Below are 26,084 nucleotides of genomic sequence, written 5' to 3'. Positions count from 1 at the left end.
GTTTTCTTAATCAGATTAATTCATTCGGAGCTTGATCAAATCATCATGAATCCCTTCATATGCATTTAACCACTTATCATTCGTCCAGCCATGAAGGTCATAATCGTCCATGGCCAAGTCCACAAAAGCTTTGAATTTATCCGATTGTCCATTTAAATCTGCCATTTTCATGGTTTCAAGCCTAATATTTTCGTGGTTACCTGCATAATTGATTTCATATAGTTCATTCCTGCCACCAAATTCCGTGCCGATGGAATCCCATATTAGTTTCATCAATTTTACCCTTTCCAGTGCGGAAACCCCACCTGAACCCTTATAATATTTATCGAGATAAGGACGGACCTCTGGGTTTAAAAAATCCTTTGAGCTTGATGGGAGTTGAATGAGATTGCCTGCTACAACCTGTTCAAATATCTGTTTCACCTTTGGCCAAACCACTGGTGCGAACACCCTATATGCAGTTGCATAAGTGCTATTGGGTAGAACAGTGCCATTCGGCCCTTCCATCGGGTCTGTAGCCATAGCTGTCGAAATGGCCCAAAACATATTCCTGTAAGCAAGCACTTCGCCTATATTGGCCTGAACTCCCCTAAATTGATTCGTTCCTGCCATTTCCGTAGCTTTCATCAGAAGCCCAGCCATAAAGTCCAATTTCACCGCATAGCGTGTGCAGCCATGAAATGTATATCGATTCATCCACCCAGTTTTGGATCTAAACCCATTTGCAATTTCCACATTATTATAGGCGAATACATTCTCCCATGGTACGAATACATGATCAAGGACGATGACTGCGTCATTTTCGTCGAACCGACTGGAAAGCGGGTAATCAAAAGGAGTGCCTGTCTTGGCAGCCGTTTCTTCAAAAGACTGTCTGCTGATCATTTTTAATCCCGGCGCATTCATCGGCACAAAGAAAATCAATGCATGGCTTATATCTCCTTCCCCAAGGTCGACAGGAGAATAATTCGCGACAAAATTATAGTTCGTAAGTGCCGCAGAAGTTCCAACCATTTTGGCTCCGCTTACGATTATCCCATCATCACGTTCTTCCACCGTACGCACAAATACCTCTTTATTTTCATGCAGCGGTTTATTCCTGTCCATTGCCGGATTTATAATTGTATGGTTACAGAAGGGAACGTCCCTTGTGGTTTTTTCATACCACCTTTTCGCATTATCTTCAAATCCCTTATAAAAATCGCTATATGGTCCCAATGATCCCGTAAACGCAGCTTTGTAATCGGGGAGTACGACCCATGAAACCATAGCTCAATTTTGACCATTGTGCAATCGCATCCCTTGCTTCAAGCAGCTCTGTTGTGTTCTTTGAGGCTTTGAAGAACTTATGGGTAGTATGACCTTCATCTGTCTTTGCCGTTAAAACCCGTGAAGTAACGGGATCATGGAGAGCATCATATAGTTGGGCAATTGACCTGGCAGAATTGCGATATGCTGGGTGTGTCGTTACATCATCTACTTTATCTCCGTTCAAGAATACCGTTCTTCCATCTCGTAAACTTTCTAAATACTCTTTACCATTCATCATCGGAACATCCCCCAATCATTCAATTTGAATTCCTAGCTTCATACTACCTAAATGTTCAAGGCATTTATCTGTTGAAACCTATATTTTTTCTAACATTTTTTGTCTAATTATCCTGAATAATCTAAATATGTTGAACTTAAACAAAAAATCATATACGATATCATATATGATTAATAATAAAAACAAGGGGTGAGTGTCATGGCAAAAGCAAGAGTGAAACTTAAAGAGTCAGATTACTCAGAAGAAATAGAAATACTGTCGAACCGCTATATAGTAATGAACGGTGATAAGTATGAAATACCACAACTCAAGGTGGATAACCCTATTTCAGGAACGGTATATGGAACATTATTAAACTTCAAAGGATCATTGGAAGCATTGAAGGAAAAGTTCCACCATCCCCCTTACAATGAACCTCCTAAAGGGCCTATCCTTTATATTAAACCTAGAAACACGTTTTCTTCTTTTTCAAATCCAGTTCCCCTTCCAAACGGCATAACAGAATTGGAAATCGGGGCTGCACTTGGAATAGTCATCAGTAAAACCGCCACAAGAGTCAAGAATGATCATGCATTGGATTATATAGAAGGTTTTACGATCGCCAATGATATTAGCATTCCGCATGAGAGCGTTTTCCGTCCTGCTATCCGCCATAAAGCACGTGATGGATTTTGCCCGATCGGTCCATGGGTCGTTTCCAAGGAATCCATCTCCAACCCCGATTCTTTAGGAATTCGTGTATATATAAATGGAGAGTTAAGACAGGAAAATTCAACTTCAAATCTAATTCGCTCCATATCCCGCCTTATTGAGGATGTAACTGACTTCATGACTTTAAGTACGGGTGACGTCCTCCTGGTTGGTGTTCCAGAGAATGCACCGCTGGCAAAAGCCAATGATCATGTCAGAATAGAAATAGACGAAATCGGATATTTGGAAAATACGATCATTTCCGAGGAAAAACTATCACTGGAGGGGATTTTATGAAGAGAGCACGTGTAGCCTATGCAGGTGCCATACATCCAGCAATTGAATATTTTGGCAAGCTCCAATTGGCGGATGGCAGGATTGTCAATGAGCTGGATGTTATCTGGCTTCCCCCGGTGGAACCACGAACTGTCTTTGCGCTTGGCCTGAATTATGCAGACCATGCGAAGGAGCTTGCTTTTCAGGCACCGGAAGAACCCCTTGCGTTCTTAAAAGGACCCAATACCTTTATAGGCCACCGGGGACAGACAAGACGGCCTGCTGATGCAGCTTATATGCATTATGAGTGTGAACTTGCGGTCGTCATAGGTAAAAAGGCGAAGAACATAAAAAAGGAAGAAGCCTTTAAGTATGTAAGTGGATTTACGATTGCAAATGATTATGCAATACGGGATTATCTGGAGAATTACTACCGGCCTAACCTAAAGGTCAAAAATCGCGATACGTGCACCCCCATTGGGCCATGGCTTGTCGATGCCGAGGATATTCCAGATCCTTCGAATCTTGCCATCAAAACTTACGTCAACGGAAAATTGACTCAGCAAGGCAACACGAAAGACATGATTTTCGGCATAGCTGAGTTAATTGAATATTTTAGCAGCTTCATGACATTGAGCCCAGGCGATATCATATTGACAGGCACACCAGAAGGATTGGCGGATACTGCTGTTGGCGATGAAATCATCACTGAAATTGAAGGTATCGGGAAACTCGTCAGCACAATAGTCGGTGACGATATATTTACTGAAGGCGGGGATCGGCCGCATCTAAAAATCCATAATTAACGGAAGGGACTGGTCACATGCCTCATATCATCATTGAATATACGGATAATATCAAAGATGAAATCCATATTGAAGATTTATTAAAGAAGGTGAATGATGTACTGCTATCCTATCCCTCCATCTTTCCAATTGGGGGCATTAGATCCCGGGCCATTGAATTGAAGCATTATCGTGTTGCCGATGGTACAGAGGATGATGCCTTTGTTCATGCCGTACTAAAAATTGGCGCTGGACGTAAAGACAGTGTTAAAACCAAAGTATGTGACCAACTTTTCGAAACGATGGAATCCCATTTGGCATCCCTCTTTTCAAAAAGATACCTTGCCCTCTCCATGGAACTTATCGAGTTCAGTGATTTTGGCACATATAAAAAGAATAATATCCATGATCGATATAATTAATGAACAAGTTTTCATGATGTAAAGGCCTTCCTCATCGGGAAGGCCTTTACATTAAAATGTTTTGCCATGCTACCGGGCTCAGTTGATTTCTGCAAGGTTTTCAGTACGGTTCAAGAACTCCTTGACACGGTCCACATATTCCTGTTTATCATAGCCGTTATATAAAGCGCTCGCCATACGGACTGGATCCCCAAAAAAGAATCTTTCGTACAGCGTTTGCCTGGAACCAAATGAACTCATGCATACATCCCATGCGAGACGATACAATTTAACCCTGTCATGAGCTCCAGCATTTGCGGCTTGAAGATATTTATCCAAATCCGGTCGAAGTTCCGAATTGAAATCGGCTTCATTTGGTATCGCCATTAAGCCGCTGGCTCCAAGAAGCTGCATTATTTCACTGAATCTAGGGTAAATCTTCGGATAATAATTTCGGGCTATGTTTAACGGTGTGAAATCGGGTGTCATCATTCCCCACTTATCCAATTTCGCGTTTGCCTCCGAAGCTGTAATGAAAGCTTTTACCGTTTCAAGCGCTATGATGACTTCTGAAATTTTCTCCTGAACATGCTGGTATTGCCCGATATTGATGGTTTCCACCATTAGTTGCAAAATTCCCAGAATGAACTCGGTTTTGGCGATATTCTTCGCCACCACCTGATGTGTCATATGAACAACTGCATTGCTTTCATTATAAGCCTGGTTGCAAATGCCGACATCCCCATATGCAAATACCCGGTTCCAAGGAACGACCACATCATCAAAAACGATAATCGTATCCATTTCCTCAAATCTTGAACCAAGAGGATGGTCAAAATGTGATTTGCCATAGTCGAATGATTCACGACAGATGAATTTCAACCCTGGTGTATTATTTGGTATGGAGAATGCGAATGCATAAGGGTTTTCTTCTTCCGATTGTTTAAGCAATGTTGAAGGGAAAACCATGATTTCATCCGTTATTCCTCCTTGTGTAGCCAATAATCTGGCTCCCTTTATAATAAGCCCTTCTGAATTCTTGCCAGCAATCCGTGCAGCAATGTAAGGGTCCGGAAGCTTTGCGGCACTAACTCCCCTATTAACCTGGGGTTGAATCAGTGTGTGTGTCAACGACAAATCCTTTTCCCTGCAAAGCTCATAATAATCTTTCATATTTTTAGAAAAAGCAGTATCCTGAGTGCCGAACATATCTGCTGCAGTACCGTAAGCCATCATCCCACTGTTGATATAGTCAGGGGAACGTCCCATCATTCCATTATTATGCCTTGCCCATTCTTGAATCATTTTCCTCCTTTTTTCAAGGTCTTCTTTAGACCGCGGCTGCATGAACGAGGTCCCTACTCTTTCGTTTGATGTTGGTGAAATATAAGTCATGATGTCAGTTTTCTCCGGATCGTGCTGCAAATCATATAATTCAGCCTGTGATTTCATGACCCCTTTAAAAGCTGGGTGTTCACTGATCTTATCTTTTACTTGCTCTCCATTGATCCATACATTCGCCTTTGCTTTGTCTACCCTATCGATATATTCTTTACCTGTTTTAGCTGGCATGCTTACATCCCCCTTAAGTATTCATGTAAATGAAGCGCTTACAATTAAATAAATTCCATAAATTGAATTAATTTCTATAACAAAATATACCATGTGTTAAGATATATATATAATACTTAAAAAATTCAATATGTATATGTAAATCATATGTATGAGGTGTATATAATGGACATCCGGCAGTTAAAGTATTTTGTGACGATCGTTCAGGAAGAACAAATAACCAAAGCCGCAAAAAAATTACATATGGCTCAACCGCCCCTAAGCCAGCAACTTAAATTAATGGAAATGGAAATCGGTGAAAAACTTTTCGATCGGAATGGAAAGAAACTAGAACTCACTGAAACTGGCAAGGTCCTATATAAAAAAGCCGAGGCTCTATTAAGCCAGTTTGAAGAATCACTACTGGAAGTGAAGGAAGTCAGTAAAGGGGTGAAGGGCACTCTTTCCATAGGGTCAGTAAAAACTTGCTTTTCTTACATTCCGCAAAGGATGAGGGCTTTTAGAGTAAAATACCCTGAAATACGATTCAAGTTAATGGAAGGTGATACGTTCCGTTTGACAGAGGGCTTAATAAACAGGGAAATCGAGTTGGCCATTGTACGGCTTCCCATTAACGGTAAACAATTCTCATCGATTAACCTTCCCGCGGAAGATTTTGTGCTTGTCACCCCAAAAGATTGGGATATCCCAGACTCCATCGAATTTAAACAAATTAAGGAATATCCCCTCTTGTTGCTGCATAGGGTAAGCGGACAGGGTACTTATGAACTAATAGTGGATGAGTGCTTCAGACATGGATTTGAACCTACGATTGTATGTGAATGTCCGGATGCTGCCATGATTTTATCTTTGGTGAAGGAAGGAATAGGCGCTACCATCATGCCACGGACCACATCCAAATCATTTTCAACCCAGGGTATTAAAACAGTCGAATTGATAGATTGTGAAGTACAATCCGAAGCCGCCCTTATTTGGCTCGAAGAACGCTATCTTTCCAAAGGCGCCGTCAAATTTCTAGAAACATTTTCTCAATGCATGGCCAGTTATCCTTGAATATTAGTGCATCTGTGGCTCTTTCTAATAATCTTTATTGTTGTTTGAAATTCTTTATTCAATGAAATGAAAAAAGCAACCTATCATGTGATGGCTGCTTTTTCGAATCCATTCATAAAAACGATGACCTGCGTTAGGCAAGCTTTTACTTCATTCAATGACGCAAAACACCCTTAACATCATGACCGGTGTTGGACTTTACAAGAATTTCATTATAATCATCCTCTGTAACCGTTTTCAACCCTGTCCTGCGGTTACCGACCAGGGCACCTAAATAGCATGCGAGAAACCCAAGCGGAATGGAAACGATTCCTGGTGAATTCAAGGGGAAAATCGGGTCACCTGTCATAATGGTGGCTCCCTGGGCCGGGTTCCAGACATTTGGACTAAGTGCAACGAGCAAAAGCGTACCGATAAGACCTGTCATCATACCGACTATCGCTCCGGTTTTATTGAATTTTTTCCAATAAATCGTAAGAAGGATTACAGGCAAATTCGAACTAGCCGCCAATGTAAAGGCAATCGATGCCAGAAACGCTACATTGAATTCCTGGAGGCCTAATGATAAAACAATCGCAAGGGCAGTCACACCAACGGAAGCCCATCTAGCCACCGTCATTTGCTGTTTTTCCGTCGCCTTTCCATCTTTTAATATTTCATTATAAAAATCATGTGAAAATGCCGTAGCACCTGTTAAAACGATTCCCGCAACAACTGCGAGTATCGTTGCAAAGGAAACGGCGGCAATAAATGCGAATAAGATGTCCCCGCCCACAAGTTGGGCCAATAATGGTGCAGCCATGTTACCCGCTGGATTAGCAGCCATGATATTCGATGTTCCAACCAACTTCGCAGCACCGAATCCGAGAAAAATGACCATGATATGAAAAGCACCCATAATCCACATCACCCAAACAACCGACTTTCTTGCCACTCGTGCATTCGGGACAGTCAAAAAACGTATTAAAATGTGAGGCAGACCTGCCGTTCCCAGAATCAGGCCCAGTGATAAGGAAGCTGCATCCCACCCACTGCTATATTTAATACCTGCCTTCAGGTAATCTGCACCCATGGGCGTCGCCGTTTTCATATCTGTGAAAATCCCGATGAAACTAAAATTCAATTTCCACATGACGATCATGAATAATATGAACACCCCGCCTATCAGCAGGATGGCCTTAATGATCTGCACCCAGCTCGTCGCCGTCATCCCCCCAAATAAAACAAATACCAACATGACAATACCTACGATGATGACTGAAATATTATATGGGATGTCCAAAAGCAATTTAAATAAAGCGCCTGCCGCAACAAGTTGCCCCAGCATGTACATGACTGATATCACCAGGGTATTAAAGGCGGTCACTCCCCGGACCTGTTTATATTTAAACCTTGTAGTCACCATATCAGCCAATGTGTATTTCCCCAAGTTCCTTAAAGGTTCAGCCACCAGGAATAACACGACAAGAAATGAAACAAGTGCTCCATACATCAGGAAAAATCCATCATAACCCGTTAAGGAAAATGCCCCAATCAGCCCTAAAAACGTGGAAGCCGACATAAAATCCCCGGCCAATGCAAGTCCATTTTGCCTTGCGGTCAACCCTCCCCCAGCCGTATAAAAAGAGCCTGCTGTTTTAGTTTTTTTGGAAGCGAAATACGTGATGAAAAGGGTACCTATCGACATAAGCGCAAAGAGAATAATAACGGTCCAATTCATGATTCAAAGCCCTTCTTTCTCGATGATTTCTTGTATTTGTTCATCGATTCTTTCAGATTTCCTTACATAAATGCTGCAAACCCATACAGACATAACCGTAATGGAGACACCGTACACCCAAGCCCAAGTTATATCTCCAATGAAGGGGTGATCCAAGATATCTGTGTAAAAAACTAAGAAGGGCAAAAGCAGGGAATATCCCATAAAGAAAATCGTAAAAGGGATGACGAATTTCTTTTTATCGGAAAGCATATGCTGAAACTCTTTGGAGGCAACAATCTTTTCATAATCCACTAGATCAGTTTGTTCCGATTCACCAAGTTTTTTTTCCAACCGAACCATCTCTACACACCTCTTCTGATATTTATTTTGCAAGGACGGTACTAGTAGTATTGAGCTTCTCCAATGTCAGCCGCTTTCTTCGATGGCACCTATACCCCCTCCATCCCAAAACTAACACAAACTCATCTGCACGAAGATGGTCTAAAGGCCATTCCTAAGCTTTCCATTCTCCTTTTGTCTAACCGTGTCGCTTACAGATAGGGCAGCAGTAAGTTCCCACTGCTGCCCTGACCCAGACCATATCTTTTTAGAAGGCTTGCACTTTCGAAATAGACTTGGCTCGCATATCCGTCATCTGTTTCGACTTCATTATACTTTCACTTTTCCATTTAATATGGATCTTCTTTCCTTCCAAGGGAAGAGAATCATTGAAATGTAAGTTCCAATTCTCATGAAATGATCCGTCCATTGTTTGATAGGCCATTCCCTCATAAACATTTCCTTCGTTCTGGACTTCGATAAAATAAACGCCTGGCGGGGGAGTCGGGAATGCTTTCGATAATGTAACGGTGACGTGTTGATTTTCCTTGGAAATGATTGTTCCTTGACTTTCAAAGTAAGTTCCAAGGAATGACGGGATATCTGATAACCGACCTTCTGCAATCAAGTTTCTAATCTTAGTGGAACTTACTTTTTCATGATCAATTTCGAACTTCTTCATTTCCGTCACTTCAAAAAATCGTTTACCTTCGATTTTCAGCGTTTCCATATTCCCTTCCCCTTTATGTCCAAATCGGAAATCGAATCCAGCCACGGCATGTTTGCATTTAAATCCACATAGATAATCCTCGATAAATCCAATAGGTGAAAGATGGGCAAATGCGGAATCGAAGTTCACGACTATCAAGGTTTCTACACCAAAATCTTGCATGATTTTTGCTTTTTGCTCTAAAAGAGTAATATATGTTAGGGGTTGAGAATTTTCTATGATTTGCTTTGGATGCGGAAAAAATGTCATGACTGCCAATTTCAAACCATGCTGTCTGGCAATCCTTTTGGCTAGATTTATCAATTCTTGATGTCCAAGATGAACTCCGTCGAAAAATCCAAGAGCCAGCACTCACGGTTCTGCTTCTGCTGTATATATACTGGAATTTGGGTGCTGAACATGAATGATATCCAATTCCATCTTCCTTCCTTTGCTTCTTGAAAGGTTACATTATAAACTCAGTAAACGGAACTTCAATAAAACAGCAGTTTCTAGTTTATATGCATTAGCGTCCTATCCAAATGACCATGGGAGTCAATGATGTTTTGCCGAACGTTCGATCATTCATCGTAAATCCTGCTTCTAGATGATGAATTCAGGCTTGCTTTTTGCCAGGATCGGCTCTTTAAGAGGAACTTCTTCACCTGATATTATATCAAGTACAGCAGATGCCTCATCAAACCATGAGTCCGGGGCTTTGGCTCCCCAGAATGTCTGGCGTCTTGGATCATTCAAATCCCAATGAATCGGTTCGGTATCCGGGTCGGCTGTTAAGTAATCCCCATTGTATAATTCGATCCTGTGACCGTCCGGATCTCTTAAATATAGGAAGAATGCATTGGATAGACCGTGCCTTCCCGGTCCGCGTTCGATGGACTGGGCATATCCCAGTGATGCCAGTACATCACAGGCATGGATAAGTGCAAGGGGGTCAGGCAGGAAGAAGCCTACATGATGAAGTCTTGGACCGATTCCGTTCATGAATGCCTGGTCATGGACCGTTTGCTTTCTATGTAGCCACGTTGCCCATAATTTGCCCGACTCATCCACTGTGTCTTCCGAGCAGGCAAAACCTAATTCTTTCACATAAAAATCATAGGCTTTTTGCACATTTGGTACACAACAATTCACATGATCGATTCTTTGGACCCTTGAACCCCTATGCATATCGTATCGTTGAAGCAATCTCTCGGCTTTATCCATTTTACTGAAAAACTCCACAGGCAATCCTGAAATATCCTGAACTCGTAGCGACTTGCCTAGTGCATGCTGTGTTCCTTCCTGCATCCACTTCAATTTCATTCCCTTGGACATGAAAAAAGTTTCCAACTCTTCAAGGTCTTCCTCTTTTTCAACCTTGTATCCGATTGCTTCAACGCTTGGCTTTTCTGCCTTTTGCAAGATAAGCGAGTGATGGTGCGCTTCCTCTAAACCACGTAAATATATGTGATCATTCGTTCTTTCCGTTTCAACGAAACCTAAAGCATCCACATAAAAGGCTCTAGATTTATCCAAATCTGTTACATTAAGTATCGTTCTCGCAACACGAATAATAGAAAAATTCATAGTATTCTCCCCTTTTTAATGAAACACGGATTATTTTTCAGCAGAAGAAACGGCATTTTGTTTTACGTCCCCGAATTTCGGAATGTGATGTTCACCAATTGCTACGTGGATAACTTGTGTTTCCGTATAGAATTCAAAGCTATAATGGCCACCTTCACGTCCTACCCCACTATATTTCGATCCACCAAATGGTATGCGCAAATCCCTAACGTTTTGGGAATTCACCCATACCATCCCGCTATCGACTGCCTGTGCAAATCTATGTCCACGTTTCATATCATTGGTCCATACATAAGCGGCGAGCCCATACTTCACATCGTTAGCCATTCTCAGCACTTCCTCTTCAGTCTTGAAAGGAATGACTGCCATGACTGGTCCAAAAATCTCTTCCTGTGCTACCGTCATCTCATTTGTACAGTTCAAGAGGAGCGTCGGGGCAATATAATTTCCTTCCTTGAACGCACTCGGTATGGCACCGCTTACAATTTCCGCCCCTTCATCTTTTGCTATATCAAGATAACGGGAGACATTATTAAAATGGTTACGATGGATCAGCGGACCGATTTCCGTTTCTGGATCCATTGGGTTACCAATTTTGATATTATGAACACGTTCCTTCAATTGTGCAACGAACTGCTCAATTATCGATTCATGGACAAATAATCTGGAATTGGCTGTGCAGCGCTCCCCATTGAATGAATATATTCCCCAAACCACTGAATCCAAGGCTTTTTCTAGATCGGCATCATCAAAAATGACCGCTGGTGATTTACCTCCGAGTTCCATGGAAAAACGTTTCATTGTATCCGCACCATTTTTAATAATTTCAGCGCCAGTCGTCGTTTCTCCGGTAAAGGAAATCAATTGGACTTCAGGATGGGCAACCAAGGACGCCCCTGCCGTTTCCCCAAAACCGTGAACGATATTGAATACGCCTTTCGGCAGCCCGGATTGGTCAATGATTTGCGCCAATTTATTGGCAGTCAGCGGGGACCACTCCGCCGGTTTGAGGACACATGTATTACCTGTAGCAAGTGCCGGGGCGATTTTCCATGTTTCCAACATGAATGGCGCATTCCAAGGAGTGATTAATCCTGCCACTCCTATCGGTTTATGGATCGTATAATTGATGAAAGTGTCATCCACTTGATACGACTCTCCTATAAGCCTGCTTTTCACCATCTCGGAATAAAAACGGAAATTCTCCGCTCCCCTTGCCGCCTGTTTTTTTGTCTGGCTAATCGGCAACCCTGTATCAAGGGATTCCAAAAAGGAAATTTCTTCTGCATTTTCTTCAATTAAATCAGCAATCCTATTAATGTACTTCAATCTTTCTTCCACTTTCATCGTTCTCCATGGGCCATTATCGAATGCTGCTCTTGCGGCAGCTACCGCTTGATCAACATCCTCTTTAAACCCTTCTGCCACATTATTGATTGCTTGATTATTAAAAGGGCTTAGATTTTCAAATGTTTTTCCTGATATACCATCGACAAATTGACCATTGATGTAATGCTTGACATCTTGAACGGGAAAAGTACGCATGATGAATCCTCCTTTAAAATTAATTCGGGAAGATGACAATAATCGATTAGATTCGTGCAATCTTCCCAATCTAGCAATTACGACTGGATTATTTGGTCAATCAACCCGTATGATTGAAGGGTTTCACGCAGTTCTTTTTCCAATGGTTTTGAAGGCGGTCCCATAGGCGGCCTTAATGCAGGATTGATTTTCCCCATCATCCCCATCGCAGCTTTTAATGGTCCTGGATTGGTTTCTTTAAACAAGACATCATTCAATGGCATCAATTTGTAATGGAGGTCAAGTGCCTTATCCACATCACCCTCCACCCAAAGGTTATAAATTTCCGCCACTTCTTTGGGAGTGATATTTGCGGTAGCGCTTATATGTCCTGCCCCTCCAATAGCCAACATTGGATAGCATAATAATTCGATGCCCGAATACAAGAGAAAATCCCTTCCGCAATTCAATAAGACACGGTTCACATGTTCGAAATCTTTATTAGATTCCTTTACACCAATAATATTTTCACAATCTTCAGCAAGACGTGCCAATGTTTTCACTTCTAAATTAGTCGCCGTTCTTCCGGGAATGTTATAAACGATAAGCGGGATATCAACAGAATCGGCTACCGTTTTAAAATGATTGTAAAGTGCCTGTTGATTCGGTTTATTGTAATAAGGAACGATGACTAAAGCAGCATCCGCGCCCATTTCCTGTGCCCTTTTCGTCAAATGCAACGTTTCTTTCTGATTGGCAGATCCAGTACCTGGTGCAACTGGAACACGTGATTTTGCTGCTTTAATAGCCGTTTCCATCACTAATTCCCGTTCCTCAACCGTTAGTGAACTCGGCTCGCCGGTAGTGCCGCATACCGAGATTCCATGGGAACCGCTTTCAATGTGCCAGTTTACTAGATTTTCAATTGCCTTTACATCAACTTCCATCTTTTCATCAAACGGAGTGATAACCGGAGCGATGGATCCTCTTAAACGACTTTTGATTTCCTCATACATTTTTTTCTACCACCTTTTCATTATTTGAATATTCGGAACAATCCGAGTGAAAAAAAACGGCTTTGCTTTTATGAATAATCGATTGACTATTATAAAACAAAGCCTGGGTCATCAAAGTGCCTGATCGTGATTAGTTTCCGCCCTCTGCTTGAATGTGCTGATGGCATTCAGTTTATGCTTTCTCACCAATGATTCAATTTCTTCAAAAGATGCTTTTTCCTTCAGGAGCGTTATGATGCTTTCATGTTCGCGAATCGATTGGACTGCGCGTTGGGGAACCATGGTGAACATGGATTTTCTGACCCTATTCATTCTTTGTTGCGCTTGTTTAATTTCCTCTTTTAAAAAGGAATTTCCGCACTTTTCATAAATTTCCGCATGGAAACATTCGTTTAACTTACCAAACAGCTCTAATTCAAAGTTATGGAGGGCTTTTTCCATTTCTTTGTTTAAATTAATTAGATTTTCAAAATCGTGATCATTCATCGTTAAAGAACTGAGGGCAGCAGCATATCCTTCAAGCAAAGATAAAACAGAAAGAGTTTCAATGTATTCGCTCTCATTAATGCTTGTAACCACTGCTCCGCTATAAGGCTTATATTGAATAAGGCCATCAGATTCCAGTTGTCTGATCGCTTCCCTGACTGGAATCGGACTTAAACTAAGTTCTTTTGCCGTTTGATCGATAATGATTCGCTGTCCAGAACCATATGTTCCATCCAAAATTAATTTACGAAGGTGCTCATAAGCTATTTGCTTTTTGCTGGGTGTTTTGTTTTTATCTTCCATATTTTCATCATATATGAAATCATATATGATTGCAATCGATTTTTATTAAAAATCATATATGATTTTCATTTTACATTTTTCTTTACAAGCTTGTTTTTCCAGAAATAATGACTTATCCATGAATAGACTGAATGAAAAACCTTTTCCTTTGCCATAGTGAAGTGAGCTAAAACACTTATCTTGTCTTCTTTCCGAAAGTACCATATCTGAATACAAAAAAACCTGCAGACCCTGATGAAGCCAGGTAGTCTGCAGGTTTTTAAAAGATTATGCCATTTTTGATTTAACGAATGAATGTATTCTTTCAACTGCCGCTTCCAGCAGCTCCAATGAAGTTGCATAAGAGAGTCTGATGTTATCAGGTGCACCAAACCCTGAACCTGGAATAACCGCCACTTGAGCTTCTTCCAGCAACGCAGTCGTAAATTCCTCGACATTGCTGTATCCTGTCAATTCAACTGCACGTTTAACGTTCGGGAATAAATAAAATGCCCCTTGTGGTTTAATGCAGCTGATCCCTGGAATTTCAACCAATTTATCATATATCTTATTCAAACGGCCTTCGAATGACTGACGCATTTCTTCAACAGGCTCCTGTGTACCTTCATAAGCGGCAATCGCACCATATTGAGCAGTTGTGGTAGGATTGGAAGTGCTATGGCTTGCAAGGTTCGTCATTGCTTTAATGATGGACTCATCACCGACTGCGTAACCAATTCTCCAGCCAGTCATCGAATGCGATTTAGAAACACCATTGATGATGATCGTTTGTTTTTTCAATTCAGGTGAAATTTCTGCAATGGAAGTATGTTTAGCATTTCCATAAACCAATTTTTCGTATATTTCGTCGGAAACGATCAAGATATCATGAGCCAGGCAAACTTCCCCGATAGCCGCCAATTCTTCCCTGGAATAAAGCATACCGGTTGGATTGCTTGGAGAGTTGATGATAACCGCCTTCGTTTTTTCGGTAATCGCTTGTTCTAATTGTTCTTTGGTGATTTTATATTGATTTTCTTCCGTACCGACCACATAAACTGGCTTACCGTCAGCAAGCTTGATTTGCTCAGGATAGCTCACCCAATATGGTATCGGAACAATGACTTCATCTCCCTCATCCAGGATAGCTTGAAACAATGTGTAAAGCGCGTGCTTTGCACCTGAGCCAACTACAATTTCAGAAGGTTTGTATTCCAAGCCTTGGTCACGCTTCAATTTAGCCGCAATTGCTTCTTTAAGCTTCGGCAGACCAGCGGATGGCGTGTATTTAGTTTGACCTTCATTCATGGAAAGAAGTGCTGCATCTATGATATGTTTGGGCGTATTATAGTCTGGTTCACCAGCACCCAGACCAATTATATCTAGACCTTGTGCCTTAAGTTCCTTTGCTTTTGCCGTGATGGCCAATGTTGTTGATGGTGTTAATGACTGAACGCGGTTCGCTAATTTCATTTTTAACTTAATCCTCCATTCTAAATGCTTCGATAATACTTTAGCCATTCCCCAGTTTTAAAATCATAATAATCATAGTTAAAACGCTCGGATTCATCAAGATACGTTACTTCCCAAAGCGGAACGTTCTTTTCCATGCCCAGCTTAACCGAAATGATTTTTTGGGGATTAAGCTTTTCTTTGACAATGTTCAAAATCTCTTTTTTTGATTTACCATCTTTATAGTTTTCCACTACTATTTCTTTCTTCTTGTCCTCAGGAAGCCAAACTATTTTTTTAGTTCCTTTTTCCCCCTTACCAATGATTACGGAGTATGAATCCTGCCCATTATAAAGGTAAAATTCTTCCATGGTCACAAGGCCGCCTTCTTCCTTTGCCTTTTTGAAAGCCTCATTACCAGCCTCTTTTTTAGGCTGCAATGCTTTAATATATGCCCCGCTGACAAACCCGATAAAACAAAGGACCAGGATAGAAGCAATAATCAACCATTTTTTCAAAGCTGCATTTCCTTCTTTCTATGTACGATAAATTGTAAATATCGCTTTTTCTTGATCTTGGGAATCCAGTGCAAGGCCGAACATTAAGTCATCTTTTTTCAATGTTCGGTTCAAAGAATCCACAATTTTATACAGATCAGGAGAATGTTGCAACCTGACTGTCGAAATTACTTCGATTTTACTTTCCATGAAAACGCCCCTCCATTTTAATAATTTGTCAACAACCACTGGTATGAATAGGATTTGAAGGCTTTACCACCTATCACATTATACCAGCTCAAAGGTTATTTTTCTTTATAAATTCTTAAAAATTCATTTTAGATTAAGAATGATTTAAAGATTCTTTAAATCCACTCTTCTATCATTTCAGCCATTTCCGTTATTGAGGCTTGGTGCCAGTCCACTTCCGGAATGGCCTTTTGAAATTCAGGTCCATATTTGGCAGTGATGATGCGGCGATCAAGAATTACCAAAACCCCTTTATCTTCTGGAGTGCGTATAAGCCTGCCGAAACCTTGCCGGAACCTTAATAGGGCTTCAGGTAATGAATACGCAGAGAAAGGATTGCGCCCTTGCTTCTCGAGAAGGTGGCATTTTGCAGCTGTCACTGGTTCATCAGGTGGCGAAAAAGGCAGCCTGACAATGACTAAACAAGATAGATCCTCGCCGGGGATATCGACGCCTTCCCATAGGCTGGTTGTCCCAAACAGGACGGCCTTCTCGAAGTTTTGGAAATTCCTGAGGAGCCTCATCCGGCTTCCGCCAGAAATCCCCTGGGCAAACAGCGTGAACTCATCCAGTACGCCACTGTCTTTGATGGAATGATAGGTTGCCCGCAGCATTTCATGCGAGGTGAATAATACCATCATTCTCCCTTTTGCTGCCTGAGCGGCAGCAATAATATGATTTGCCGCTGTTTCGGAGAATTCCTCCACCGATAAGCCATTGATATCTGGTAGATCATTTGGAACCAGTACCTTTACGAGTTCCTTATATGGAAAAGGTGAAGGTAGACTTGCCGTCTGCATTGGCTCATTCTCTAAACCGAGTTGTTCTTTAAAATACTTAAAAGAATCCTTCACCACGAGGGTTGCCGATGTCATGACCACACTCTTTTGGCGCCCGAAATAGGAATCCCATATCCGTTTACTTCCTGCAATCGGCTGAACCGTCAAAGTCACCCCATGCTGGGGTGCAGCATTCGTATAATCGAGCCAATAAATATTTTCTTCATGCGGCTTGATGAAAAATTCATGCAAGGAGTCCCTGGTATCCTGTAAATGTCCAAGCAGCACCTCGATATCATTCAAGTGAAATAATGAGTTTTTTCCTAAAGGGGACTCATGATTCAATAAAAGAGCCAATCTTTTCTCTAACTCCGTGACGATATATCCCAATAAATCCACCAATCGCTCAGCGACCAGAATCGCTTTATCCCACCTTCCATCATCTATTTTGAATGAAAGCCGTTTCGGGCTCATGGAACGTGAAAGTTTATCCGCCTGATTGGAGATATGATAAAAAAGCTGTTCGAATTCATACGAAAAATCACTAAGCTTTTGATCTAATTCATGCATGGACTTCCCATCCGTCAGTCCATTATTTAAGAGCATCCTGTCCAATTTATATAATAATTGCTTTTGATCTGATGTCCCTAGTCTGTTCAAAACCGTCTTAACCGAAATGTAATTAAGCCTGCTCCCAAGCTGTTTAGATGCAGCCTGTTCCAAATGGTGTGCTTCATCGAGAATCAGATACCCTTTTTTTGGAATCAAGGCGTCTTCTGTAAGTAGATCCGTCATTAAAAACGAATGGTTAGTAATGATGATATCCGCCTTGGCAGCTGTTTTTTTTGCCCGTTCAAAAAAATCCAATTCAAGCCAGGGCTGTTTTAAACCGGCGTATGTAAGACCATCACTTTGAAGCCTATTCCAAAATAGCTGACCTCCGCTTGTGAGATTCAATTCATCTTTATCGCCTGTTACGGTTTCAGTGAGCCAAACCAATATCTGCATTTTCGTTAATGCCGTTTCATAATTATCTTCCTTTTCACGCAAGGCCCTTTCGAACTTTGCCAAGCTCAAATAATTACTTCTCCCCTTTAGTAAAACAGCATGAAAGGTAAAGGGAAGGATTTTCTTAATCTTAGGAACCTCGTTTTGAAGAAGTTGATCCTGTAGCTGAAGCGTATACGTCGAAACGACGACAGGTTTATGATGTTTTTTTGCAAAATAAACGGCCGGAAGCAGATAGCCTATGGATTTTCCAATACCTGTACCAGCTTCAATGATTGCATCCTGGCTGGATTCAAAGGAATGGTGAATCATGTTCATCATATCAAGTTGTCCGCTTCTTGCTTCAAAGGCTGGGAATGCTCTTTGAAGCATGGCTAACTTTTCCTCATCATCGAGCGGGAATTTCGACTCCGTGTCTTTATGATCACCTTCGTCTTCGGCCTTTTTAAATGCTAGGCCCCTATACGTAATAAGATCAGGTGAATGTACTTCTGCTTTAGCAAGTTTGCTTGCAATGCACGCATCTATTAATTCGGAAACCTCACTTTGTAAGGAATAAGATAATCGATATAACTGTTTAAGTGTCATGACTGGAAGGTTCATCAGCTTTTTTTTCAATTCCAACAATAATAATGCGGTGGCATATGCATCACTATCCGCTTGATGGGGCCTGGAATGATCCAGGTTTTCTTCTTTAGCCAGCTGGTGCAGCTTATATCCATCGGATGTTGGTTTTAATATTTTCGCTAACTCTACTGTATCAAGTGTGGAACCATAAAACGGCTCAAACCCGCATCGTACTAGTTCTTCCTGTAAAAAAGATAAATCAAATAAAACATTATGGGCAACAAAACAAGCCCCTTCTATAAGCCGGGCAATATTTTCTGCAACATCTTCAAAGTCAGGTGCATTTTTAACCGTCTCGTTGCTTATTCCGGTCAATTCTTCAATAAACAAGGAAATTTCCTGTCCAGGATGGATGAATGTCGAGTATTCATCCACAATTTGATCATTTTCGATGACCACGCCAGCAAATTGTATAATCCTATCTCCTTTTTTCGGAGAATTCCCTGTTGTTTCCAAATCAACCACTACATATCGTTGCATCATGAATTGTACACCTCAAACTTCGCTTTCTCCACTTCCTGATGGAATTCTCATATCTTTTTTATACCATAATAATCGTAATAAAGGAAACAAGCCGTTCATCAAAAGACTAAAAGGGCCGGCACCTTTATGCATGATTCATGCACATGTGCCGGCCCTTCGCTTACATGATTGTAGCTGCAGGTTCGTTTGAAATCAAATCAATGATTTTGTTGTTTTCATCCATGATCGCAACTTTTGGTTTGTGATCTCCCAGTTTATCCTCTGAAACCATAACATAGGAAATGATTATCACGATATCATCCGGCTGCACCAGTCTAGCTGCCGCCCCATTCAAACACACTACACCGCTACCCCGTTCACCCGCAATCACATAGGTTTCAAGTCGTGCACCATTATTATTATTCACGATGGCGACTTTTTCGTTAGGCAAAATACCAACCGCATCAATTATGTCTTCATCAATCGTAATGCTGCCTACATAATTCAAATTAGCTTCAGTTACCCGTGCACGGTGAATTTTCCCATTCATCATCGTTCGAAACATCTCAATTCCCCCCTGATTTTCATGAATTATTCCACATATAAGGTGATATTATCAATTAGTCTTGCATGCTTGAACTTTACAGCCAGTGCAATGATGACGTTTCCTGCCAGCGAACCAATTGGTTTAAGTTCCGGATATTGATAGACTTCAATATAGTCGATCACTCCACTTGTGTTGGCAATTATATGTTCACTTACTAAGGCCGTGACGGTTGCTGCATTTCTTTCGCCCGATTCCACCGCCGCTTTGGCCTTTAATAAACTTTGGTATAACTCTTTAGCTTCCATGCGCTCTTGATCTGATAGGTTAACATTTCGCGAGCTCTTCGCTAACCCATCTTCTTCACGAACGGTATCTACAGCAACAAGCTGGATAGGGAAATTAAAGTCTTTGATCAGTCCATCTATCACGGCGACTTGCTGGGCATCCTTCTTGCCAAAGTAAGCTCTATCAGGAAGGATGATATTGAAGAATTTCGTTAAAACCGTCGCTACACCATCAAAGTGTCCAGGCCTTTGTCTCCCGCATAAAACATCCGTCCTGCTTTGGACAACAACCTTCACAGATGGTTCTTCACCGTACATTTCGTGGACTGTTGGATAGAAGAGATAATCCACACCGCCATTTGCTGCGACATTTTCATCCCGTTCCAAATCCCGCGGATATGTTTCAAAATCCTCATTAGGTCCAAATTGCATCGGATTCACAAAAATACTCAATACCACAATATCATTTTCTTTGCGGGCCTTTTCCAAAAGGGTTGCATGCCCCTCATGTAAAAACCCCATTGTCGCTACATAGCCAATGCTTTTGTGATTGTTTTTTTCCTCTTTAAGTGCCAGTTGTAAATCTGCAGCTGATGTAAATGTTTTCATCTTTTCCCTCCATAAAGTTCAGAAAGCTGCTCTTCCTTCATCGTAAAAGTATGTTCTTCCGATGGAAAATCTTTTGATTTCACTTCATTCACAAAGCTTGTAATCGATTGGCCAATCAGTTCATTTGCATCTCCATAAACTTTTACGAATTTCGCTAGCCGGTCTACCCCATATTTGATGACATCATGGTAAACGAGGACTTGACCATCCGTTTCAGCGCCCGCCCCAATTCCAATGGTTGGGATTTCGAGGTTCCGTGTGACGAGTTCCCCCACTTGATGTGGAACACATTCAAATACTATTGCCATTGCCCCCGCCGCTTCACACTTTCTTGCATCTTCCAAGAGCTGTGCTGCACTATCGGCATCTTTACCTTGCACTTTATATCCGCCCAGAACGCCGACTGATTGAGGTGTCAGGCCAAGATGGGCTACGACCGGGATGCCCGCCTTGGTCAATGCTGATATTTTTTCAACAACATCATCCGCACCCTCAAGCTTGACGGCATCCGCATGACCTTCCTGCATGATTCGGGCTGCATTCTTGAGCGTTTCATCCATAGATAGGTGATAGCTCATAAAGGGCATGTCCGTCACGACAAATGTATCTGGTGCCCCGCGTTTTACTGCCTTTGTATGATGGATCATGTCATCCACCGTAACTGGAATCGTCGATTCATATCCCAATACGACCATTCCTAAAGAGTCGCCGACTAAAATCATGTCTACACCTGATTGTTCGGCTAACTTTGCAGACGGGTAATCATAAGCCGTCAGCATTACAATTTTCTCTTGATTTTGTTTCATTTTCAAAAAATCTCCGGACAATTTCATTACGTTTCCTCCTTTTTATGGAGGAGATGAAAACATCAGCGAAAACTGGTGTCTATACATTCATGCGCAAAAAAAAGACTGACTAAAAAAGGATCTGTTTCGCTACGAAAAATGGCTTAAAGAGCCAAATATCGACACAGACTTATCTTTTAGTCAATCTTTGTTTCATCAGAAGTTTCATCCCTCCGTCCCCGTCCAGTTCTCTGGATCAAGGCAGATTTTCAAATAATTTGGTATTTATGGGGGTGCAGTTCACAATAGATACTGCCCAATTGCATTATATCAAGCCTAATTAAAAAATTCTATTTAATTTTCGCGGATTTGACAAAAATCTACTGAATTTCAATATCTGCAGAATATATCGAGTGTACGGTTCCATTTCCGTCTTCAAGAAGTAAAACGCCTGAATCCGTTATGCCCAATGCTTTTCCGACAATCGTGTCATTAACGGTACTGGCTTTGATAACCTGGCCAAGACTGATCGCATAACTCTCCCATAAATCCTTTATTGGCATGAAGCCTTGATCTAAATAGAGTTCGTACAAGTTTTCGAGACGGAACAATGCTCGTTGAATGACCCTGGATCTTGAAACCGTCCCTCCACTTTCTATGAGGAGGGAAGACGCCTTTTCTTGCAATTCTTCAGGAAAATCCTCCAATTGCTGATTGATATTCATTCCAATTCCGACAATGACAGAATGGATTCTATCTGACTCCGCCTGCATCTCCGTCAGGATGCCCACCACTTTCTTGCGATTCACCAAAATATCATTCGGCCACTTAATTTGCGGCTTCAAATCAGTGGTATCCTCTATAGCCTGAGCAACAGCGACCGCGGCCAATAAAGTAAGTTGCGGAGCCTCATGAATCGGGATTTTCGGTCTCAGAATCAGACTCATCCATATGCCGCTGAATTTTGGGGAATGCCAAGATCTCATCAGCCTTCCTTTTCCGGATAACTGCTCCTCGGCAACGACGAGGGTTCCCTCCTGAACGCCTTCATTTGCTAGTTGATGTGCAATTTTTTGAGTGGATTCTACAGTCTCCTGATAGTGGATCATCTTGCCGATCGTTTTTGTTTCCAATCCTAGTTGTATTTCGCTCTCTGACACTTTTTCCGGCGCTGATATGATCCTATAGCCTTTTTTCCTAACGGCTTCTACATTATATCCTTCACTGCGCAGGTCTTCTATATGCTTCCAGACAGCTGTGCGCGAACAGCCGATGTATTCAGCAATTTCCTGACCGGATATGAACGCACCATCCGCTTTTGAGAGGGCTTCCATTAGCTTTGTTCTTAACTCAGATTGCATTTCACCAGCCACCTCTTAATTTCTTCTTTATCATTTCTTAATTCTTCATTCAAGACAGCTTTCAATATTTTTTCCAAGTATTCTTTGACCCATGGACCTGGCTTTTCCTGATGCCAATTCAATAAATCCGTCCCCGTAACGGCAAGATCCGACAATTGTTTTATAATAAGTTCATTATACCGCTGATGCGCATTCTCTTCCGCATCCGATACATTACCGCCATTCAGCGCCGCCTTGACCTTAGCAGCTTGTACAGTTATTCCATGACCTGCCTGAAATACATCGATGGCAGATGGTTCTTTCTTCACTAGCTGTATCGTACGTTGAATGTTTCTTATCGTTTTCAATGGCAGCTTCCATGACCTCAAAGCCTTTTCCAATTCCTGATCCTTTGTGTGAACCATGATGATAGACCATATTTCTGCCGCTTTAAGCTGATGAAGCGGCAGGTTCAGTAAGCCCATTAAATGATCTTTTTTACTGGAGAATAGAGGCAGGTATTGATATAATCCGCTTTCCAGCAAGAGTGAGAAAGCCCTTATCCTATTGGAGCCGGCCACTAGCTTCTCAAATTCAACCAGGATTCTTTCGACAGCGATTTCACTGATGTTCTGGGCGTTCTCTTTAAGGGAATCAAAGGTTTCCTGATCCAGATCAAAATCAAGCTGGCTGACGAATCTTAAAGCCCGCATCATTCTCAATGCATCCTCATGAAACCTTTCATGCGGGTTGCCAACCGTGATAATCCTTTTTTCTGCCAAATCACAATTACCATTAAATGGATCGATGATCTTTCCGGTCTTATCCATTGCCATTGCATTCATCGTAAAATCTCTTCTTTGCAAATCTTCAGTCAAAGAACGGACAAATTGCACAGAATCGGGTCTGCGAAAGTCCGAATACCCGCTTTCCGTTCTGAATGTCGTAATTTCGTATGTACCCGTATCCGTAATGACAAGCACTGTCCCATGGTCGATTCCGATATCAGCGGTATTAGGAAAAATCCTTTTGATTTCCTGGGGTGTTGCGGAAGTGGCGATGTCCACATCGTTTATGGGCCTGCCAAGGATATAATCCCTTACAGAACCGCCAACGAAATAAGCCTCGTATCCTGCTTCTTCAATCACTTCCAGAATGGGTACTGATTTTAAGAATAACCGGTCCATCAGCATCCCCTCCCTATTCCTTGGATTTATCTTCAAGTGCTTGAATGTAGATAGCTTCATACTCTGACATAATTGTATCGGAGTGAAAATCAGTATTGGCCCTTTCCATCGCAGCTTCAGAAAAGCGTTTATGTAAAATCGGGTCGCTTAAAAGTCCAACCGCTTTTTCAGCAACCATTTGGACATCGCCCAATTCACAAATATATCCAGTCTTCCCATCAACGATGACTTCAGGAATTCCCCCGATATTCGTCCCGATGCAAGGAACTCCACATGCCATCGCCTCGAGCAGCACAAGTCCGAAACTCTCTTTTTCAGATAACAGGAATATCAAATCACTGATTGAATATAATTCGGCAAGGTTATCCTGCTTACCAAGAAACAAGACAGAATCATCGATTCCAAGATCTTTAGCCAATTTCAGTACGGTTGTCACTTCAGGACCGTCTCCTACAAGTAGAAGCTTTGCAGGCATTTTCTTTTGAGTTAAATAAAACGCCTGGATGACATCTTTCACTCGCTTGACAGAACGGAAATTCGAAACATGTATGATCACTTTTTCATCTTCACTGATTCCGTATTCATCCTTAAGGTAATCGGAATTCGATTTATGGTAATCTCTTTCATCAATAAAATTATAGACGGTTTTGATTTCCTTATTCGGCGCGATCAGTTCGTGCGTTTGCTGAACAAGGGAATTAGATACTCCGGTAACGACATCTGATTGCTCTATCCCGAATTTTATCAAATTGGTCAATGAGGGATCATGGCCTAATACGGTAATGTCCGTTCCATGAAGTGTGGTAACAATCTTTACTTCATTACCTGACATCTGCTTTGCAAGGATTGCACAAACAGCATGTGGAATTGCATAATGAACGTGAAGGATATCTAATTTCTCCCGTTTTACGACATCCGCTATCTTGCTGGCAAGAGCCAGGTCGTATGGTGGATATTGAAAGACTGAATACGAGTTCACTTCAACCTGGTGATAAAAAATATTACAGTACATCTTATTCAAGCGAAAAGGGAGGCTTGAAGAAATGAAATGTATTTCATGTCCTTTTTCTGCAAGCATCTTACCTAATTCAGTTGCCACAACACCGGAACCCCCAACTGTAGGGTAACAGGTAATTCCAATTTTTAATTTCATAAGCTTATTTTTCTCCTAACAAGTCGGCATCGATCAGTAACGGTTTTTTTGTCATGAATCCCTCCGCATAGGCGACACCCACTTCTTTACCGAACATCCGCTCCCGTGCCTCTACAGTCTCGATATAGCCATTAACTAGCGGTGTTTCTACAGATATTTGACTTTTTTCGAATTGGCTGCCATATGCCCTAAGGCTATCCAGCTTTTTCGATATTGTGGAAGTGATGTCCACGACGAAGTCCGGTTTGTGAAACCCATTGATCATATAATAGTACATATTTTGGACACGATGAGAATCCAGGCCTTCTTCTCCCATATACTTTCTTACTCCTGCCGAAAAAACGGCTTCCTCCACTAATTTGGCACAGTTACCATGATCGGGATGGCGATCTTCCAAAAATGGTGCAAATACAAGAGCAGGTTTATATTGGCGAATGACCGTAATGATTTGATTTATGTATTCCGCTTTCATGTATAGTCCCCGGTCGGGTAAATCAAGTGAAATCCTCGTCACCCCAAGGATCTCAGCAGCTTTATTGGCTTCCTCTTGCCGAAGTGGAACGGTACCATTGGATGACATTTCCGCTTTTGTCAAATCACAAATGACAATTTTCCTGCCTTGTTGCACATATTTAGCGATTGTGCCGCCCATACCGATTTCAACATCATCCGCATGTGCGCCAAAAGCCAGGATGTCTATGTTACTTTTGTTTTTCATTTATCTCACCTTGTTTTTGCCGTAGTTTTAGCCAGTCCATATACCCATGTTTCAAACCTTGTATCAGCACTTCTGCCGTGCCCATATTTGTCGCCAAGGGAATTTCATATACATCTGATAGCCGTATAAGCGCCGATACATCAGGTTCATGTGGCTGTGATGTCAAAGGATCGCGGAAAAATAGGACCATGTCCATTTCTCCGCGTGCAATCATTGCACCTATTTCCTGATCCCCGCCAAGAGGTCCAGAATGAAAACGATGGACAGGCAGTGATACTTCCTCCATGATTCGTTTCCCGGTCGTACCTGTTGCAAATAATTCATGCTGCTCAAATACAGACTTATAGGCAGTTACAAATCGAATGATATCTTCTTTTTTCTTATCATGGGCAATTAAGGCAATTTTCATCGTAAAT

The 26,084-nt window shown here is 41.7% G+C and carries 26 protein-coding genes; 4 read left to right on the top strand and 22 right to left on the bottom strand.

Going from position 1 to position 26,084, the window contains the following annotated elements; translation table 11 throughout:
• Window positions 1-15: 15 nt before the first annotated feature.
• The gene (locus ACQKNS_RS15080) at window positions 16-1,269 is read right to left on the bottom strand and encodes a 4-hydroxyphenylacetate 3-hydroxylase family protein (protein WP_427643953.1); all 1,254 of its coding nucleotides are present in this window, start codon (window positions 1,267-1,269) and stop codon (window positions 16-18) included.
• A complete protein-coding gene (locus ACQKNS_RS15075) occupies window positions 1,205-1,549 on the bottom strand; it encodes a 4-hydroxyphenylacetate 3-hydroxylase N-terminal domain-containing protein (RefSeq protein ID WP_427643951.1) in 345 nt (114 codons plus the stop codon). Before ACQKNS_RS15075 ends, ACQKNS_RS15080 begins: the two co-directional genes overlap by 65 nt.
• Before the next feature lie 198 nt (window positions 1,550-1,747).
• Between ACQKNS_RS15075 and ACQKNS_RS15070 the strand changes: the two genes are divergently transcribed.
• Genes ACQKNS_RS15070 through ACQKNS_RS15060 form a run of 3 tightly spaced genes read left to right on the top strand, consistent with a single transcriptional unit; the run spans window position 1,748 to window position 3,722 of the window.
• On the top strand, window positions 1,748-2,536 hold the full coding sequence (locus tag ACQKNS_RS15070; RefSeq protein ID WP_427643949.1) for a fumarylacetoacetate hydrolase family protein: 789 nt from the start codon (window positions 1,748-1,750) through the stop codon (window positions 2,534-2,536).
• Complete coding sequence (locus tag ACQKNS_RS15065; RefSeq protein WP_427643947.1) at window positions 2,533-3,321, top strand: fumarylacetoacetate hydrolase family protein; 789 nt, start codon at window positions 2,533-2,535, stop codon at window positions 3,319-3,321. Before ACQKNS_RS15070 ends, ACQKNS_RS15065 begins: the two co-directional genes overlap by 4 nt.
• A 17-nt stretch (window positions 3,322-3,338) precedes the next feature.
• Window positions 3,339-3,722 carry a 5-carboxymethyl-2-hydroxymuconate Delta-isomerase gene (locus ACQKNS_RS15060; protein ID WP_427643945.1) on the top strand — a complete coding sequence of 128 codons (384 nt, stop codon included), beginning with the start codon at window positions 3,339-3,341 and terminating at the stop codon, window positions 3,720-3,722.
• Between the two features lie 78 nt (window positions 3,723-3,800).
• On the opposite strand, the gene hpaB is transcribed toward ACQKNS_RS15060, so the two are convergent.
• Window positions 3,801-5,273 carry a 4-hydroxyphenylacetate 3-monooxygenase, oxygenase component gene (gene hpaB / locus ACQKNS_RS15055; protein ID WP_427643943.1) on the bottom strand — a complete coding sequence of 491 codons (1,473 nt, stop codon included), beginning with the start codon at window positions 5,271-5,273 and terminating at the stop codon, window positions 3,801-3,803.
• A gap of 165 nt (window positions 5,274-5,438) precedes the next feature.
• Here hpaB and ACQKNS_RS15050 point away from each other — a divergent pair, with 165 nt between their 5' ends.
• Window positions 5,439-6,326 carry a LysR family transcriptional regulator gene (locus ACQKNS_RS15050; protein ID WP_427643941.1) on the top strand — a complete coding sequence of 296 codons (888 nt, stop codon included), beginning with the start codon at window positions 5,439-5,441 and terminating at the stop codon, window positions 6,324-6,326.
• Window positions 6,327-6,480: 154 nt separating this feature from the next.
• On the opposite strand, the gene ACQKNS_RS15045 is transcribed toward ACQKNS_RS15050, so the two are convergent.
• From ACQKNS_RS15045 to ACQKNS_RS14955, 19 genes are all read right to left on the bottom strand, one after another.
• Window positions 6,481-8,046 (bottom strand): solute symporter family protein, encoded by a 1,566-nt coding sequence (locus tag ACQKNS_RS15045; protein ID WP_427643940.1) that lies wholly within the window; start codon window positions 8,044-8,046, stop codon window positions 6,481-6,483.
• Between the two features lie 3 nt (window positions 8,047-8,049).
• Window positions 8,050-8,388 (bottom strand): DUF485 domain-containing protein, encoded by a 339-nt coding sequence (locus ACQKNS_RS15040; protein ID WP_427643938.1) that lies wholly within the window; start codon window positions 8,386-8,388, stop codon window positions 8,050-8,052.
• A gap of 247 nt (window positions 8,389-8,635) precedes the next feature.
• Entirely contained in the window at window positions 8,636-9,448 is an 813-nt protein-coding gene (locus tag ACQKNS_RS15035) for a cytidyltransferase (protein ID WP_427643936.1), read from the bottom strand.
• A 231-nt stretch (window positions 9,449-9,679) separates the two neighbouring features.
• The gene (gene hpaD / locus ACQKNS_RS15030; protein ID WP_427643934.1) at window positions 9,680-10,663 is read right to left on the bottom strand and encodes a 3,4-dihydroxyphenylacetate 2,3-dioxygenase; all 984 of its coding nucleotides are present in this window, start codon (window positions 10,661-10,663) and stop codon (window positions 9,680-9,682) included.
• Window positions 10,664-10,693: 30 nt separating this feature from the next.
• Complete coding sequence (gene hpaE, locus ACQKNS_RS15025) at window positions 10,694-12,208, bottom strand: 5-carboxymethyl-2-hydroxymuconate semialdehyde dehydrogenase (RefSeq protein WP_427643932.1); 1,515 nt, start codon at window positions 12,206-12,208, stop codon at window positions 10,694-10,696.
• 77 nt (window positions 12,209-12,285) lie between these two features.
• Window positions 12,286-13,203: a 2,4-dihydroxyhept-2-ene-1,7-dioic acid aldolase gene (gene hpaI, locus ACQKNS_RS15020; RefSeq protein WP_427643930.1), complete on the bottom strand. Its 918-nt coding sequence runs from the start codon at window positions 13,201-13,203 to the stop codon at window positions 12,286-12,288.
• 111 nt (window positions 13,204-13,314) lie between these two features.
• Window positions 13,315-13,992: a GntR family transcriptional regulator gene (locus tag ACQKNS_RS15015; RefSeq protein ID WP_427643929.1), complete on the bottom strand. Its 678-nt coding sequence runs from the start codon at window positions 13,990-13,992 to the stop codon at window positions 13,315-13,317.
• 267 nt (window positions 13,993-14,259) lie between these two features.
• The gene (locus tag ACQKNS_RS15010; protein ID WP_427643927.1) at window positions 14,260-15,444 is read right to left on the bottom strand and encodes a pyridoxal phosphate-dependent aminotransferase; all 1,185 of its coding nucleotides are present in this window, start codon (window positions 15,442-15,444) and stop codon (window positions 14,260-14,262) included.
• A gap of 20 nt (window positions 15,445-15,464) precedes the next feature.
• Window positions 15,465-15,941, bottom strand: coding sequence for a DUF5590 domain-containing protein (locus ACQKNS_RS15005; protein WP_063233239.1), 477 nt, complete (start codon window positions 15,939-15,941; stop codon window positions 15,465-15,467).
• 18 nt (window positions 15,942-15,959) lie between these two features.
• The gene (locus ACQKNS_RS15000; RefSeq protein ID WP_065310840.1) at window positions 15,960-16,130 is read right to left on the bottom strand and encodes a YpmA family protein; all 171 of its coding nucleotides are present in this window, start codon (window positions 16,128-16,130) and stop codon (window positions 15,960-15,962) included.
• A 155-nt stretch (window positions 16,131-16,285) separates the two neighbouring features.
• Window positions 16,286-19,066: an ATP-dependent DNA helicase DinG gene (gene dinG / locus ACQKNS_RS14995; protein WP_427643925.1), complete on the bottom strand. Its 2,781-nt coding sequence runs from the start codon at window positions 19,064-19,066 to the stop codon at window positions 16,286-16,288.
• 160 nt (window positions 19,067-19,226) lie between these two features.
• Complete coding sequence (gene panD / locus ACQKNS_RS14990) at window positions 19,227-19,610, bottom strand: aspartate 1-decarboxylase (protein WP_054400285.1); 384 nt, start codon at window positions 19,608-19,610, stop codon at window positions 19,227-19,229.
• A 26-nt stretch (window positions 19,611-19,636) separates the two neighbouring features.
• Window positions 19,637-20,485: a pantoate--beta-alanine ligase gene (gene panC / locus ACQKNS_RS14985; RefSeq protein ID WP_427643923.1), complete on the bottom strand. Its 849-nt coding sequence runs from the start codon at window positions 20,483-20,485 to the stop codon at window positions 19,637-19,639.
• The gene (panB, locus tag ACQKNS_RS14980; protein ID WP_427643921.1) at window positions 20,482-21,318 is read right to left on the bottom strand and encodes a 3-methyl-2-oxobutanoate hydroxymethyltransferase; all 837 of its coding nucleotides are present in this window, start codon (window positions 21,316-21,318) and stop codon (window positions 20,482-20,484) included. The genes panC and panB overlap by 4 nt, the downstream gene beginning before the upstream one ends.
• Window positions 21,319-21,650: 332 nt before the next feature.
• The gene (locus ACQKNS_RS14975; protein WP_427643919.1) at window positions 21,651-22,631 is read right to left on the bottom strand and encodes a biotin--[acetyl-CoA-carboxylase] ligase; all 981 of its coding nucleotides are present in this window, start codon (window positions 22,629-22,631) and stop codon (window positions 21,651-21,653) included.
• Complete coding sequence (locus tag ACQKNS_RS14970; protein ID WP_427643917.1) at window positions 22,616-23,797, bottom strand: CCA tRNA nucleotidyltransferase; 1,182 nt, start codon at window positions 23,795-23,797, stop codon at window positions 22,616-22,618. Before ACQKNS_RS14970 ends, ACQKNS_RS14975 begins: the two co-directional genes overlap by 16 nt.
• 13 nt (window positions 23,798-23,810) lie before the next feature.
• Window positions 23,811-24,950, bottom strand: a complete 1,140-nt coding sequence (bshA, locus tag ACQKNS_RS14965; RefSeq protein ID WP_427643915.1) for an N-acetyl-alpha-D-glucosaminyl L-malate synthase BshA — start codon at window positions 24,948-24,950, stop codon at window positions 23,811-23,813.
• Between the two features lie 4 nt (window positions 24,951-24,954).
• Window positions 24,955-25,668 carry a bacillithiol biosynthesis deacetylase BshB1 gene (bshB1, locus tag ACQKNS_RS14960; protein WP_427643913.1) on the bottom strand — a complete coding sequence of 238 codons (714 nt, stop codon included), beginning with the start codon at window positions 25,666-25,668 and terminating at the stop codon, window positions 24,955-24,957.
• Window positions 25,652-26,077 carry a methylglyoxal synthase gene (locus tag ACQKNS_RS14955; RefSeq protein ID WP_427643911.1) on the bottom strand — a complete coding sequence of 142 codons (426 nt, stop codon included), beginning with the start codon at window positions 26,075-26,077 and terminating at the stop codon, window positions 25,652-25,654. Before ACQKNS_RS14955 ends, bshB1 begins: the two co-directional genes overlap by 17 nt.
• Between the last annotated feature and the right edge of the window lie 7 nt (window positions 26,078-26,084).

Origin of the sequence: Peribacillus sp. NPDC094092 (genome assembly GCF_050279365.1) — a bacterium.
GTDB lineage: Bacteria > Bacillota > Bacilli > Bacillales > DSM-1321 > Peribacillus.
This window is presented reverse-complemented; position numbering and strand designations above follow the sequence as displayed.

Bases quoted from the DNA above. Each gene is read 5' to 3' on its own strand.
- hpaD (WP_427643934.1), bottom strand. From the start codon at position 10,663: ATGAATTTTTCTATTATTCGTGTTGCGAGAACGATACTTAATGTAACA.
- ACQKNS_RS14970 (WP_427643917.1), bottom strand. From the start codon at position 23,797: ATGGACCGGTTATTCTTAAAATCAGTACCCATTCTGGAAGTGATTGAA.
- ACQKNS_RS15045 (WP_427643940.1), bottom strand. From the start codon at position 8,046: ATGAATTGGACCGTTATTATTCTCTTTGCGCTTATGTCGATAGGTACC.
- bshA (WP_427643915.1), bottom strand. From the start codon at position 24,950: ATGAAATTAAAAATTGGAATTACCTGTTACCCTACAGTTGGGGGTTCC.
- ACQKNS_RS14955 (WP_427643911.1), bottom strand. From the start codon at position 26,077: ATGAAAATTGCCTTAATTGCCCATGATAAGAAAAAAGAAGATATCATT.
- hpaE (WP_427643932.1), bottom strand. From the start codon at position 12,208: ATGCGTACTTTTCCCGTTCAAGATGTCAAGCATTACATCAATGGTCAA.
- ACQKNS_RS15080 (WP_427643953.1), bottom strand. From the start codon at position 1,269: ATGGTTTCATGGGTCGTACTCCCCGATTACAAAGCTGCGTTTACGGGA.
- ACQKNS_RS15070 (WP_427643949.1), top strand. From the start codon at position 1,748: ATGGCAAAAGCAAGAGTGAAACTTAAAGAGTCAGATTACTCAGAAGAA.
- ACQKNS_RS15075 (WP_427643951.1), bottom strand. From the start codon at position 1,549: ATGATGAATGGTAAAGAGTATTTAGAAAGTTTACGAGATGGAAGAACG.
- panD (WP_054400285.1), bottom strand. From the start codon at position 19,610: ATGTTTCGAACGATGATGAATGGGAAAATTCACCGTGCACGGGTAACT.
- ACQKNS_RS15010 (WP_427643927.1), bottom strand. From the start codon at position 15,444: ATGAAATTAGCGAACCGCGTTCAGTCATTAACACCATCAACAACATTG.
- panC (WP_427643923.1), bottom strand. From the start codon at position 20,485: ATGAAAACATTTACATCAGCTGCAGATTTACAACTGGCACTTAAAGAG.
- dinG (WP_427643925.1), bottom strand. From the start codon at position 19,066: ATGATGCAACGATATGTAGTGGTTGATTTGGAAACAACAGGGAATTCT.
- ACQKNS_RS15050 (WP_427643941.1), top strand. From the start codon at position 5,439: ATGGACATCCGGCAGTTAAAGTATTTTGTGACGATCGTTCAGGAAGAA.
- ACQKNS_RS15015 (WP_427643929.1), bottom strand. From the start codon at position 13,992: ATGGAAGATAAAAACAAAACACCCAGCAAAAAGCAAATAGCTTATGAG.
- ACQKNS_RS15000 (WP_065310840.1), bottom strand. From the start codon at position 16,130: ATGGAAAGTAAAATCGAAGTAATTTCGACAGTCAGGTTGCAACATTCT.
- ACQKNS_RS15040 (WP_427643938.1), bottom strand. From the start codon at position 8,388: ATGGTTCGGTTGGAAAAAAAACTTGGTGAATCGGAACAAACTGATCTA.
- ACQKNS_RS15065 (WP_427643947.1), top strand. From the start codon at position 2,533: ATGAAGAGAGCACGTGTAGCCTATGCAGGTGCCATACATCCAGCAATT.
- ACQKNS_RS15060 (WP_427643945.1), top strand. From the start codon at position 3,339: ATGCCTCATATCATCATTGAATATACGGATAATATCAAAGATGAAATC.
- hpaI (WP_427643930.1), bottom strand. From the start codon at position 13,203: ATGTATGAGGAAATCAAAAGTCGTTTAAGAGGATCCATCGCTCCGGTT.
- bshB1 (WP_427643913.1), bottom strand. From the start codon at position 25,668: ATGAAAAACAAAAGTAACATAGACATCCTGGCTTTTGGCGCACATGCG.
- panB (WP_427643921.1), bottom strand. From the start codon at position 21,318: ATGAAATTGTCCGGAGATTTTTTGAAAATGAAACAAAATCAAGAGAAA.
- hpaB (WP_427643943.1), bottom strand. From the start codon at position 5,273: ATGCCAGCTAAAACAGGTAAAGAATATATCGATAGGGTAGACAAAGCA.
- ACQKNS_RS14975 (WP_427643919.1), bottom strand. From the start codon at position 22,631: ATGCAATCTGAGTTAAGAACAAAGCTAATGGAAGCCCTCTCAAAAGCG.